General features: G+C 51.9%; 13 protein-coding genes. 3 read left to right on the top strand and 10 right to left on the bottom strand.

Translation table 11 applies throughout. The annotated features are described in order from the left end of the window. The first annotated feature begins 31 nt into the window (after positions 1-31). Entirely contained in the window at positions 32-706 is a 675-nt protein-coding gene (locus Q394_RS0117185) for a response regulator (protein WP_028490329.1), read from the top strand. Positions 707-722: 16 nt separating this feature from the next. On the opposite strand, the gene Q394_RS0117180 is transcribed toward Q394_RS0117185, so the two are convergent. The 3 genes from Q394_RS0117180 to Q394_RS20995 form a co-directional block, all read right to left on the bottom strand. Beyond that, the gene (locus Q394_RS0117180) at positions 723-2,015 is read right to left on the bottom strand and encodes a glycoside hydrolase family 26 protein (protein WP_028490328.1); all 1,293 of its coding nucleotides are present in this window, start codon (positions 2,013-2,015) and stop codon (positions 723-725) included. A gap of 14 nt (positions 2,016-2,029) precedes the next feature. Continuing rightward, entirely contained in the window at positions 2,030-3,862 is a 1,833-nt protein-coding gene (locus tag Q394_RS21000; protein ID WP_051543534.1) for a S8 family serine peptidase, read from the bottom strand. A 185-nt stretch (positions 3,863-4,047) separates the two neighbouring features. After that, a complete protein-coding gene (locus Q394_RS20995) occupies positions 4,048-4,833 on the bottom strand; it encodes an HlyD family secretion protein (RefSeq protein WP_084260519.1) in 786 nt (261 codons plus the stop codon). Between the two features lie 90 nt (positions 4,834-4,923). On the opposite strand from Q394_RS20995, the gene corA reads away from it, so the two are divergent. Beyond that, positions 4,924-5,979 carry a magnesium/cobalt transporter CorA gene (corA, locus tag Q394_RS0117165; RefSeq protein ID WP_028490327.1) on the top strand — a complete coding sequence of 352 codons (1,056 nt, stop codon included), beginning with the start codon at positions 4,924-4,926 and terminating at the stop codon, positions 5,977-5,979. Positions 5,980-5,988: 9 nt separating this feature from the next. On the opposite strand, the gene Q394_RS21745 is transcribed toward corA, so the two are convergent. The 7 genes from Q394_RS21745 to aroC form a co-directional block, all read right to left on the bottom strand. After that, entirely contained in the window at positions 5,989-6,405 is a 417-nt protein-coding gene (locus Q394_RS21745; protein ID WP_051543533.1) for a lysozyme inhibitor LprI family protein, read from the bottom strand. 24 nt (positions 6,406-6,429) lie between these two features. Further along, complete coding sequence (locus Q394_RS0117155) at positions 6,430-6,780, bottom strand: hypothetical protein (RefSeq protein WP_028490326.1); 351 nt, start codon at positions 6,778-6,780, stop codon at positions 6,430-6,432. Positions 6,781-6,890: 110 nt separating this feature from the next. Next, complete coding sequence (locus Q394_RS0117150) at positions 6,891-7,535, bottom strand: hypothetical protein (RefSeq protein WP_028490325.1); 645 nt, start codon at positions 7,533-7,535, stop codon at positions 6,891-6,893. Beyond that, positions 7,520-8,278, bottom strand: a complete 759-nt coding sequence (locus tag Q394_RS0117145; protein ID WP_028490324.1) for a type III pantothenate kinase — start codon at positions 8,276-8,278, stop codon at positions 7,520-7,522. The genes Q394_RS0117150 and Q394_RS0117145 overlap by 16 nt, the downstream gene beginning before the upstream one ends. Next, a complete protein-coding gene (locus Q394_RS0117140) occupies positions 8,278-9,063 on the bottom strand; it encodes a biotin--[acetyl-CoA-carboxylase] ligase (RefSeq protein ID WP_028490323.1) in 786 nt (261 codons plus the stop codon). The genes Q394_RS0117145 and Q394_RS0117140 overlap by 1 nt, the downstream gene beginning before the upstream one ends. Beyond that, complete coding sequence (locus tag Q394_RS0117135; protein ID WP_245606813.1) at positions 9,047-10,234, bottom strand: MFS transporter; 1,188 nt, start codon at positions 10,232-10,234, stop codon at positions 9,047-9,049. Before Q394_RS0117135 ends, Q394_RS0117140 begins: the two co-directional genes overlap by 17 nt. Then, on the bottom strand, positions 10,231-11,328 hold the full coding sequence (aroC, locus tag Q394_RS0117130; RefSeq protein ID WP_028490321.1) for a chorismate synthase: 1,098 nt from the start codon (positions 11,326-11,328) through the stop codon (positions 10,231-10,233). Before aroC ends, Q394_RS0117135 begins: the two co-directional genes overlap by 4 nt. Before the next feature lie 379 nt (positions 11,329-11,707). On the opposite strand from aroC, the gene Q394_RS0117125 reads away from it, so the two are divergent. Continuing rightward, a complete protein-coding gene (locus Q394_RS0117125; protein ID WP_028490320.1) occupies positions 11,708-12,316 on the top strand; it encodes a metal-dependent hydrolase in 609 nt (202 codons plus the stop codon). Positions 12,317-12,369: the final 53 nt, after the last annotated feature.

Raw genomic sequence — 12,369 nt, 5'->3', positions numbered from 1 at the left:
GGGCAGGATACACATAAAATGGGTAGAAAATATGGATGAGCGCATTCTAATCGTAGAAGACGAGCCAAAATTGGCGCAGGTTGTGGGCGAATACCTGAATCAACTAGGGCTACAAACACACTGGCTGGATAACGGCACACAAGTCATCCCGTGGGTACGTGAACACCAACCGAATTTGATGATACTTGACCTAATGCTACCGGGGCGCGACGGCCTCGACATTTTCCGCGAGTTACGTACCTTTTCCAACATACCGGTTATCATGGCGACCGCCAGAATCGACGAAATCGACCGCCTGATCGGGCTGGAACTGGGGGCAGACGATTACGTTTGCAAACCCTACAGCCCACGGGAATTGACGGTGCGGGTAAAAAACCTTCTGCGGCGCATGACCCGTCCCTTGCACGAACAGGCTAGCGACAGCGGTATTCAGATCAATGCCGAATGCATGGAAGCCAGCTTCAATGGACAAAAACTGGATTTGACGCCGGTAGAATTTCGCCTGCTGGAATATTTATTTAATCACCCTGCCCGCGTGTATTCACGGGCGCAATTGATGGATCGTTTATACGACGACCACCGCATCGTGACCGACCGAGCTATCGACAGCCACGTCAAAAACCTGCGGCGCAAGCTGCAAAGCATCGAGCCGGAATGCGATGTGATTAAATCCATCTACGGGGTAGGTTACAAGTTAGAGTTTTAGAGAACACCTTAAGGGACTACCTCACCCGTTCCTTACGCAAAGCCTGCAATGCCGACTGCGATAAGGAACGGAAACCTTCCGCTTCACGCTCCAAGAGCTTTTCACCTACAACTACTGGCATATGACTGACCGCTAAGGCGCGTTGCAAACCAGTGTCCCGCGTACTCTCAGTAACGGAAAGCGTAGTCATCGTGCTGGTGGAGGTTTTCTTACCGCCACCACCACCTGACTTTCCGCCTTTGGTGTTAGTGGTCGTGGTTGAATCCGTCGGCGTAGCCGGAGCGGGCGCGGCAGTGATCAGCGGCGTAAACACAGGGCTGTAATAGCCATTTGCAGCCACCACGTTATACGCAACAAGCCCGGTATTGCCTGCCCCGTTCAATGCCCAACTCAGTTCCTTGTTGGTGTTGAACCATGAAACCGCCCGAATCGCCGGGTATTCAGCCATGATGCGCGTGTACATGTCCTGTACCCAAGCTTCTTTACTTTGCCCCACATCACTATCGTTACCATTCTGTCCGTAGAGTGGGTTCGGCACATCCGCAGGTTCTGCCGAAGCAACTTCCGCCAGCAGGATTGGCTTAGTCGGGTAGTTTGTTACCAGTTTGGCATACGGAGCGCTGAAAGTTTCTGCAAACCCCTTCCATTGGGTAAAGCTATAATTACTGCCCCAGTTATAGCCATCCAGTGATGTCCAGTCGACCACATCATCCCCCGGATAGTAGCGGGAAATGTCATTGTAGCTGTCAACATTCACATTGTTCGCACACCATACCCATTCCACTCCGGTAACACCGGCCTGAGCAAAACGGGTATACAAGTAACGCCATGCCGTTTTCAGGCCATCCGGGTCATTCCCCCACGCATACCAGTTACCATTGAACTCATGTGCAAACCGTAATAGCACCGTAGGGCGCTTGTCCGCTGGGTAAGTCGCCTGCCAGTTTTTTAGCCCGGCAATCCAGTTATCAATATAGGCATTCCATTGCCCGCTGTTGATTTCACCCAACAGGTTGGAATCCGGGCGGGCAGACTGACTGGGCATCCAGGTAATCATCGGAGCGGCATGACGTGACACAATATTGGTAGCCTGAACACTAAGACTCGTCCAGTCCTGATCAAAACCAGAAAATAGATTGACGACTGACAAAGGTTTTGTGGTCACAGCGTTGAGCTGATCAATGGTAGTGGTATTCCACCCATCATAATCAACATACGCACCCAACATGGCACTCGCGTGTGCTCCACCTGCATACAAACAGCAGGCAACCGTCAGAGCGTGCAGCGTAAAAATAGGATGTTTACACATATCCATTATCTCCTTTATAGATTGATCATACTGGATGCTTTCAAAGTGGTTTCATCACCTTTGACCGTGGTTTTCTTGTCAGTAAATACTGCCAGTGGATAACCCAACGCAGCATCGTAATTCACATTGATCACTGCGTATCTGGCTGCAATGGCGCTATCAATACTTGTGAACAACTGCTCAATGGTTTTACCTTTCGCCTTCAAATCTCTGGAAGACACAGTTTTATTATTCGCAAGATTCACCCCAGCAACCACAACACCGGCTTTTACGGTCAGTTTCCAACGCAAGGCTGTAGAAGTGCCGGTTTGCTGTTCCAAAACGTAACTGTAATTGAGGATATTTTGTTCTCGCCACAGGTTGAGGTTTGTTGTCAAATCCGTTTTCAACACAACATACGGATCAACCGGTAACGACGGGGTGGCCGGGATATTTAATGCCGCTTGCACGGCTGCATTCGCATCCACAATACCTGCGCCACAACCGGAACAGGGTTGCGGGAAAGCACGAGCGGTAGACTTTAGTAGACTTTCCACCTGATCCGGCGTCAGCGCTGGGTTGATGGACAACATCAGAGCAGCAACACCTGCGATATGCGGGGTCGCCATGCTGGTTCCTTGGTAATAAGCATAAGTATCCGCTTGTGCTTGTTGTGTACCTATATTCAGGGTGGACAAAATGCCATTGGCAGAGCCAGTATTCATGGAGCCACCCGGCGCTGCTAAGTCAACCGTATTGCCGTAGTTGGAGTAATACGCCTTACCACCATCACGTCCGATGGCTGCTACACTAATGACACCGCCACAGTTGGCAGGGGAAAATTGACTAGCATCAGTATTGCTGTTGCCCGCTGCCACCACGACCACCGCATTTTTACCACGGGCGGTATTAATGGCATTCTGCATAGTGGTGCCACAACTGGATGCGCCACCCAAACTCATATTGATGACACGTGCCGGAGTCGGATTTGCAGGAATGCCAGACACTGTGCCACCCGCAGCCCAAGTAATCGCGTCAGCAATATCAGAAGTATAACCACCGCACTTGCCCAATGCCCTTACCGGCATGACTTTGGCGTCGAAGGCTACCCCAGCAATACCTTCTGCATTATGACCAACGGCAGCAATCGTGCCTGCCACATGCGTACCGTGCCAACTGCTGTTCAGGTTACTGGTACTACCGCATTCACCGGCCAACACATAATCACCAGTATCAGTAGCATCTGCATCCCGCCCGTCGCCGTCATTGGCAGTTGTACTATTGCTTATCATGTCATAACCGGGCAGCAAGTTCGGCCACAGATCTGCATGGGGCAGTATGCCCGTATCGACGACAGCTACAATGCTTCCGGTGCCAGTTGTATAGCCCCATGCCTGATCAGCACGAATGCCGCTGATGGCATCAAACAAAGGCCATTGGTAACTGAAGTAAGCATCATTCGGGGTTACGGGTACAGGCACATCCATTTTGGTCAAGATGTAGTCAGGTTCAACATACTCAACTTCCGGCTGGCTCTTCAACCATGCTGACAAGGTATCCCATTCAGCTTTGCCTTTGCGTTTGCCGAAGCGAAATACGTCGGAATGTTGCTGGGTAGTTTTGGCATATTTAAAGGTTTCATGCTTTTCGGAACGCATCCGCCCCAACATATTATCAACGGCGGTGGTACTAGCCGTGTCACGGAAGCGGATAATGAGCTGATCGGTATCAGGTAGGGCATTCAAGGCAGTGGATTTGGCATTGCTATTTGCCTTGACGGGTATATCTGCCACAGCCGACTGACAACCCAAAGCAGCACCAACTGCTAAGGCCAATGTACAAACGCGCACGGATAGGGGGTAAAACATAGAAATATCCTTGTTATTAATTTTGCCCTACAACACTCATTTGATTTTTTTATTTGAATGGCATTCTTGCACAAACCCGACCAAAAGCAATGATCGACCGACGGATGGTTCAGTTAAGGTATAGTTTCACCACGGCCAGAGAGTTTGATGTCATCACCGGGTTTGTTAATTAATCCAGCGTGCGCTTATAAAACTTCGCCCCCAGCGCCACGATCTTGTACGGTTTGGCCGGTTTGCAGGCTGCCGAGTTGTGGCTCAGGGATGAAAAAGCGTACTTTGCGGTTTTCGGGTGGCAGAATGCTGAGCACCGGGCTGCCAGCAGGAACCCATTCGCCCTGCTGGTAATAGGTGTCGTTGACCAAACCATTGCGGGTAGCGGTGACGGTTTTCTGTGCAAGTTGCCAGTCGGCTTGTTGCAGGGTAGCGCGGGCGGCAGCGATATTGGCTTCGGCGACTTTCAACGCATCCGGGCGGGCTGCGAGTTCGGCGACACTCAATTGTGCCTGTAATTCGGTGATTTTGGCCTGATTAAGCTTGTTGTTGGTGCGGGCGGTGTCGAGCTGGTCACTGGAAATGAAGCGGCCTTTGACCAGACGTTCGACGCGCTGTAATTCGGTCGCGGAAAGCTGTGCGGCGGCTTGTGCCTGTGTGAGTTGGGCGCGAATCACTTGCAGTTCCTGCGGACGTTTGCCGGATTGCAGGTCGGCAAGTTGTGCTTCGGCAGCGTGTAAACGGTCGGTGGCACCTTGGCGGGCGGCGGTTTCGTTCTGCTGTTCGAGGGTGAAAGCGGGGTCGCCCTGTTTGACTTGCGCCCCGCGTTGTACGGCGAGGGTTTGCAGCGTTCCAGCAAATGGAGCGGCGAGGTGTACATATTCACCTTCGACGTAGCCTTGCAGGGTATTGGTGGCGCTTTCCTGACAAGCTGGCAACAGCGGCAGGCAGGCGAGCAGCAAGAGGATGGGGACTTTCATGAGGAACTCCGTAAACATACTTAGCATTGTAGCCCTTGCGTGCAATTGCGCTATGATCCCCGTCATAAATCAGCATCCATAGGAAATTACATGGAAACTTTCGGTAAGCGTTACCACCCACCGGGTACACCACCGGGCACGCTGTCCCGTCACGGCACTGAAACCGCTAGTGCCACCCGCATTTCCCTACTGGAATACAGTGATAGTCAGTTCAGCGAAACCCTGTCGCCTACCCCGGAACAATGCCGCATCGCGCAACAAAACGCATACGTTGACTGGCTGGATGTCACGGGCGTGAATGATCCGGCAGCCATCCGCGAGCTGGGCGAAACTTTCGGCCTGCATCCACTCGCGCTGGAAGATGTGCTCAACAGCGGGCAACGCCCCAAAATCGACTTTACCGAGCACCATGCTTTCTTGGTTCTCAATCTGCCACATCTGGTCGGTGATGAAATCCTGCTGGAACAAGTCAGCCTGTTCGTCGGCAAAGGGCACTTGCTGAGCTTTTGTAGCGGTGATGGCAAGGCGTTTGAGCCAGTGCGGGAACGCTTGAGGCAAGGTTTCGGGCGCATCCGTAGCCGTGGAGTGGAATATTTGCTGTATGCGTTGGTGGATGTGGTGATCGACTCCGGTTTCCCCCTGTTGGAAGACCTTGGCGAGCAAATCGAAGATCTGGAAGAACGAGTGCTGGAAAATCCTCACAAACGCATCCTCAACACCTTGCACCAGCTCAAGCGTGATTTGTTACTGTTGCGCCGCGCACTGTGGCCGCAGCGTGAAGTCATCAGCCGCCTGATCCAGCACGACGGGGAACTGGTCGATGAAACCATGCGCCCGTATTTCAGTGACTGTTACGACCATGCCGTGCAAATCATTGACCTGATCGAAACTTACCGCGAAATGCTTAGCGGGATGTTGGACATTTACCTTTCTAGCCTCAGCAACCGAATGAATGACATCATGCGCGTTTTAACGGTGATTGCGACGATTTTCATCCCGTTAACCTTTATCGTCGGGGTATACGGGATGAATTTCACCCATATGCCAGAGTTGCACTGGCAATACGGCTATTTCGGCGTATGGGGCATCATGATCGCGCTGGCTATCGGCATGTTGATTGCGTTCAAACGGCACAAGTGGCTGTAAGCCAATGCCTTAGCGCCCGCCCTCTACCATCAGGTCAATATAGGCTTGCAAGGCTTCCGCCCGTGCTTTAACAACATCGTTGCGTTTACTGGCCATCACCGCGATCCACATCGTCCCATCCATTTGCCCGTGGATGGCATTGATCAGCTCGAATTCCTTGTCACGTTGCGCTATCCATGCCCGTTGCGCCTGTTTCAGCGCATCCTGCCCTGCCGGTTTGAGTTTGCTTTGCAACTCCTTGTAAACACGGTTGAGTTCGGTATCCCAATCCTGTTCTGCACGGGTGAAACATTCCAGCATCCCAGCGGTGGAATCGTGAGTATTGAGGCAATGCTCAGTACTCAGCTCAATGGTACTGGTCGTATCATCGGCTTGCACGGGCAGTACCAGTGCTAACGCCAAAGCAAACAGTATGGACTGGCGCATGATAAATCCTCCCGGAAAAGCACATTATGGATACAGGTTAAGTTTTGCATAAGCATAGACACAACCCAGCAATGCAGCTAATGGAATACCCGCTGCACCCAATACCAACCACGCCACCAAACGCCTAAATGAAGACGCCTGAAACCAATAGCGTGTCAGGGTATAAATCCCGATCAACAAGAGTTCAAGCAGTGCCGTACCCATGATCAACACCAGCACCAGATCCACCGTGTCGTGGTAACCGCTTAATACCAGCGACCCCACTAAGGAAAACCCGTAACTAATGAAATAACCCGGTATCAGCAATGACAACCAGCCCATCCAAAACAACACTTGTTGCCATGATTTATAGCTTGATACTTCGACTTTGAGCATACAACACCCCGCCTCGCATAAGGAAAACACTACTCAGGGTATATAGGTGACAAGTAAGCTTATTGCTGAGGATAACCACATCCGGTCAAATTTTTCTGACGAAGCGGGGTTTAACGGCAGGAACGGGGAATACGTTGTACTTCAGAGGTGGCATCAACCGCAGCACTCCATGCTTGAACCGGCGTATTACTGCCAAAAGGCTCATCATAGTCGACCCAAAAAACTTCACGCGCGGCTTGTTGTTCGGTGTAATGGGCATCATACCCAAGGTAGCGGATGTATTCGGCGTGGCGCTTCGCCTTGTTCAGATTATTGAAAAAACCCAGTGCAATCGCGTTTTGATAAGGGCCATCAGGGATAATTTTCACATCCTGCACATCGTTTTTAGTAATATCCTGCACCATTTTTTCTGCTTTTTCGCTATCACTGGCAGGTGGAATATAAACAAAAAAGTTCAGCGTCTCCATGCTTTGCCGGTGACGTATCGTAACAGCCAAACCAAAACCACGTACCTTACTCGCTACCAGTTCCGCCGCTTTCTCACTGTTATACGGGCCAATCGTATAGCAACTGCTTTGCGTTCCCGCCGATGCACTGCGGTAAACCACCTCGTCCACATCCTTACGCAACTCTAGTGCTGGGATGGATGGATCAATCAGGACAGGGCTAAACGTTTTCGTATCCGGGGCTAACACCACATTCCATGTCAGCACCGACACATTTAAAAACAACAAGACCATTAACAACTGGTGCATGTTGCTTGCTCCGTAATGTAGCTTAGCCCGTACATTAACAAATCAGGTTGTACAAGATAATTACCCTGTAACCATGGGCGCAAATATTCTGCATCTCCCCCAATCAGCACCTGCAATAAAGGCGAAGACATGCTTTGCTGCATACGCGCACAAACGCCCTCAATCGCCCCCACTATTCCAAACAAACACCCACTACCAATCGCCCTACCCGTACTATCTGCAAAAATACTAGGCTGCTCTCTGGATACACTGAGTCTACCTTGTGCGCGTGCAATCAAAGCATCTGCTGATAGCTGCAAACCGGGTAAAATTAATCCCCCTAAATGCCGACCATCGCTCTCCACGGCATCAACCGTAATCGCCGTGCCGCAATCAATCACAATACTGGCCTGTCCGCCTGCCTGACGATGCACCGCGACCAAACCAACAAAACGATCTGCGCCCAAGGCGGCCGGATTCTGATAACCATTGGTAATGCCATAAGCCTGTTCAACCGAGCGCACACTGTGTAGATGAATGCCACGTTGATCACAAACTTCCTGCACACTATCAGCAAAAAGCTGAGTCAATACATGCACTAGCGTGATACGCCCAACAGCGGGGTAAGCATCCAGTAAGTCGATAAAGCTAGCCAACGCAGGGCGATTTCCATAGGCGAGCGCCTGCTGGGCAGAAAAACTACCCGCAGCATCAAGCTCCGACCATTTCAGGCGTGAGTTGCCTGCATCTACCAGCAAAACCATTATATTCGTACCGATACATCCGCTGATGACAGATTTCTTATTGATCCATCACTAAAATTGATTATCAATTGTCCCTGATTGTTGATGCCTGACGCAAGCCCTTGCAGGGTTTCTGTGCCACTAAAGGCTTGCACCTGACGCCCCAGCAATACATCACGCTGCCGCCAATCCTGCTGGAATTGTGCCATATCCAGCCGGGAAAAACCCCTCAAGCGTTTGAGTAAGCGTTGCAATACAGCAGACACCAATACATTACGCTCCACAGGTTTACCGGCAATCTGTTGCAGGCTCGTCCACGGCTGGTCAATCTCCGCCCCGGCTTCCGACAACATATTGACGTTCAGGCCAATACCAATCACCACCTGCTCCAGTGAACCGACGGCTTCCAGCAAGATACCACCGAGCTTCTTTCCATCATAGTACACATCGTTCGGCCATTTCAGGCCATGGCCGTGAATCGCACAATCTTCGAGTGCTTCCGCCACGGCCAAGCCTGTTACCAAACTCAACAGCGGTAAATGTTCCGGCACAGGCGTGAAACACCAACGCACGGACAGGTACACATTCACACCGGACGGTGATTGCCATTGCCGCCCACGTCTGCCCCGCCCGGCGCTTTGCTGTTCCGCTAGACACACATCACCGCATACGCATTGCTGCAAAGCCCAACGGTTGGTGGAATCCAATTCCGGGAATACGTGGATATCGTTCAAGGCCAGCAGCGTCGCGCTATCCAATTGACGGCGAATTTCGCTAGCCTGCAACGGCTCAGTGATGGGTAACATGGGTATCCTCCCGCACGTAAATCAAAGCCAGTATCCAGCCCACACCCACAATCAGGGTTGCTATATAAAACGTATCCGCCGCCCCCCAGTATTCCCAAGCATAACCACTCAGCAAGCTACCAACTGCGCCGCCTGCCCCGTAACTCAGGCCGGAATACAAGGCTTGTCCCCTGCCCTGCAATTTTCCCGGAAACTGGTGGTGGATCAAGTGAATCGCCGAAGCATGAAACAGCCCGTAAGTCGCCGCATGAAACAACTGTGACAGCATCAGGATGGGCATATTATCCACCCACGTCCCCAGCACCAGCCAGCGCACCCCGGTCAAAAACATCGCCAGCACAAACAACCGCGCCGCGCCGAAACGCTCAATCAAACCGTGCATCATCCAGAACAAGGCCACTTCAGCCATCACGCCCAGCGCCCACATCCAGCCGGTGAAGTTACGCGAATAACCGTGATCTTCCAGATAAATGCTGAAAAAGGTGTAATACGCCCCGTGGCTGGCCTGTTGCAAGGCACACGCCAGCAGCAATACCCACACCGTCGGTTGGCGCAATACCTCACGCAAACGGCTGGATTGTACCGTGTGTGTCGCGTGGGGTTTGTCCTGCACCAACCATGTCGTCAGCCAAATCCCCATGAACAGCAGCAAAATCGCATCCACTGCCAGCGCAATACCGTAACGTTCCAGCACGTTGGGCAAGCTTGCCACCATCACGATGAAACCGACCGAACCCCACAGCCGAATCCGGCTATAACGCCCAATATCGCGCCCCAAATGGTTCAAGGTCAGCGCTTCAAATTGCGGCAATGACGCATTCCAGAAAAACCCAAAACCCGCCATCACCAAAGCCATCCAGCCAAAACTTTGCTGCCAATAGACCCCGGCGAAACACACCACCGCCAGCAGGCTTGCCACCCGGATAATGCGTAAACGTTCCCCGGTATGATCCGCCAACCACCCCCAAATGAACGGTGCAACGATTTTGGTTGCCATGAACACCGCCATCAACTCACCGATCTGGGCAGGCGAAAACCCGGCAACCTTTTTCAGGTATACCGTCCAATACGGCACGAACACGCCCAAGGCGGCAAAATAGACGAAGTAGAAAACCGAAAGCCGCCCATAAGGCGGCTTCGTGGCAACAGTATCAGCAGACGTTAGTTTCAAGGCGATGCAGGAATATCCGGTAAATCGGTCGTGACATCCGCATTTTGCGCCCGATGCCGCAACGCATGATCCATCAGCGTAATCGCCAGCATGGCTTCGCAAATCGGTGTCGCCCGAATGCCAACGCAGGGGTCATGGCGGCCTTTGGTAATCACTTCCACCGCTTCGCCGTCCAGATTCACCGTGCGCCCCGGCAGACGCATACTCGAAGTGGGTTTGAAGGCGGTATGTACAATGACTTCCTGCCCCGAAGAAATCCCACCCAGAATCCCGCCCGCATGATTGCTCAAGAAACCTTGCATGGTGATTTCATCACGGTGCTCCGTGCCTTTTTGTGCCACGCAGTCAAAACCGGCACCGATTTCCACACCTTTGGCGGCATTGATCGACATCATCGCATGGGCAATGTCCGCATCCAGTCGGTCGAAAATTGGCTCGCCCCAACCCGGCGGCACATGGGACGCTACCGTGGTGATTTTCGCACCGACGGAATTGCCTTCCTTACGCAAGGCATCCATGTAATCTTCCATCGGCTGTACTTTGCTGGCATCCGGGCAGAAGAATGGGTTATTGGCGATTTCATCCCAATCCAGCGTTTCCGCGACGATGGGGCCAAGTTGCGAGAGGTAGCCGCGAATCACGACGCCGTAACGCTCAAATAACCACTTCTTGGCAATCGACCCGGCCGCGACTCGCATTGCGGTTTCCCGCGCCGAGGAACGCCCGCCACCACGGTAATCGCGGAAGCCGTATTTTTTGTAATACGTGTAATCGGCGTGACCGGGGCGGAAGCGATCCATGATGTCGCCGTAATCCTTGGAGCGCTGATCCGTGTTATGGATGATCAGCGCAATGGTCGTGCCCGTGGTTTTACCCTCGAACACGCCAGAAAGGATTTGCACCTCATCGGCTTCGCGCCGTTGAGTGGTGTGGCGACTCTGCCCCGGCTTGCGCCGATCCAGGTCAATTTGAATATCGGCTTCCGTGAGGGCGAGTCCGGGCGGGCAGCCATCTACGATGCAACCGATTGCGGGTCCATGACTCTCACCGAAGGAGGTCACGGTAAACAGTTTTCCAAAGCTATTTCCTGACATGGGTGTGATTGTAGCGCTATTCAAAAACCCTTGCAGCCCTTTTCATGTTGATCATTTATCTCCCATTCAGCTTGGTTGTTATAAGATTGATCAAACACATCATAAAAATTATAGCGTCAAACTGACGCAAAAGCCCGAATGGGGGAGTTTTACTCCCCCTCTTTTTTAGTGGCTCCCGCTCATTATGCTCAAGAATCAATCGCTAGGAGAAACAAGTGCCTCTGCTCCCCGCAGACAGCACATTAAATAAATAAAGGGGATAAAGATGGCCGGAACTTATCCGGCCTCATCTTTCTAAGTAATAGATGACTTCATAACTGTGGGGACAAGTGTGAAGCATTGAGCAAATCAAAAAATACGATTAATAAGGGCAAATATCATGGCAGAGTGCAGTACGTACCATCTGGCAGCAGTGGCAACCGGCGTTGGTGCAGCCGCTATCTCATCTATCATCGCACCAGATTTGGGCTTGGACGTGATCGGTGTGACCGCATTAAGCGGTTATGTCGGCGGTTTATTGCCCGATATTGACAACACCCGTTCTAGCAGTTTTCGTATGGTACAGCGCCTTAGCCGCCTTGCTGCCGTGCTCGTTCCTGTGATCCAGTTTATTTACCGTCCAACCGATTTGTTACTGGCTATCCCAGTCGCCTTGTTCATGGTGACGCGCTTTTGGGAAGTATTGGGCCAAATAACGAAACGGGGTGGGCATACGCATTCTGTGATTGCGGCAGTCTGCTTATCATTAGGCGTGGCGTGGGTTGCTTATTTGACCGTAGGCTCGGCAGCAGCATTACCCGCCTTTTTGGCATCCAGCGCCAGTTACTTGCTGCATTTATTGCTGGACGATCTGGATAATATTCGCTTTGTAGAAACGAAAACCGGGGCACGTTCTGCCTTATTGCCTGTGGGTAGAGGACGGGCAATTGAGCTTTACAGCATTCTGGCTATCGGGTTGGTAAGCTTTGTTGCATTGTGGAGCATTTGATCTTTTAAACAACCATATTGCTAAACACAAAAAAAGGGGCGGAATATTCCGCC

This window comes from Thiothrix lacustris DSM 21227 (genome assembly GCF_000621325.1).
GTDB classification, from domain to species: domain Bacteria; phylum Pseudomonadota; class Gammaproteobacteria; order Thiotrichales; family Thiotrichaceae; genus Thiothrix; species Thiothrix lacustris.
Note: the sequence above shows the minus strand (reverse complement) of the source record. Positions and strands in the feature narration are given on the sequence as shown.

What these genes read in the sequence shown, in the direction of transcription:
- Q394_RS20995 (WP_084260519.1), bottom strand. Translation starts at nt 4,833, where the DNA reads ATGAAAGTCCCCATCCTCTTGCTGCTCGCCTGCCTGCCGCTGTTGCCA.
- Q394_RS0117185 (WP_028490329.1), top strand. Translation starts at nt 32, where the DNA reads ATGGATGAGCGCATTCTAATCGTAGAAGACGAGCCAAAATTGGCGCAG.
- Q394_RS0117155 (WP_028490326.1), bottom strand. Translation starts at nt 6,780, where the DNA reads ATGCTCAAAGTCGAAGTATCAAGCTATAAATCATGGCAACAAGTGTTG.
- Q394_RS0117145 (WP_028490324.1), bottom strand. Translation starts at nt 8,278, where the DNA reads ATGGTTTTGCTGGTAGATGCAGGCAACTCACGCCTGAAATGGTCGGAG.
- Q394_RS0117180 (WP_028490328.1), bottom strand. Translation starts at nt 2,015, where the DNA reads ATGTGTAAACATCCTATTTTTACGCTGCACGCTCTGACGGTTGCCTGC.
- Q394_RS0117150 (WP_028490325.1), bottom strand. Translation starts at nt 7,535, where the DNA reads ATGCACCAGTTGTTAATGGTCTTGTTGTTTTTAAATGTGTCGGTGCTG.
- Q394_RS0117140 (WP_028490323.1), bottom strand. Translation starts at nt 9,063, where the DNA reads ATGTTACCCATCACTGAGCCGTTGCAGGCTAGCGAAATTCGCCGTCAA.
- Q394_RS21745 (WP_051543533.1), bottom strand. Translation starts at nt 6,405, where the DNA reads ATGCGCCAGTCCATACTGTTTGCTTTGGCGTTAGCACTGGTACTGCCC.
- corA (WP_028490327.1), top strand. Translation starts at nt 4,924, where the DNA reads ATGGAAACTTTCGGTAAGCGTTACCACCCACCGGGTACACCACCGGGC.
- aroC (WP_028490321.1), bottom strand. Translation starts at nt 11,328, where the DNA reads ATGTCAGGAAATAGCTTTGGAAAACTGTTTACCGTGACCTCCTTCGGT.
- Q394_RS21000 (WP_051543534.1), bottom strand. Translation starts at nt 3,862, where the DNA reads ATGTTTTACCCCCTATCCGTGCGCGTTTGTACATTGGCCTTAGCAGTT.
- Q394_RS0117125 (WP_028490320.1), top strand. Translation starts at nt 11,708, where the DNA reads ATGGCAGAGTGCAGTACGTACCATCTGGCAGCAGTGGCAACCGGCGTT.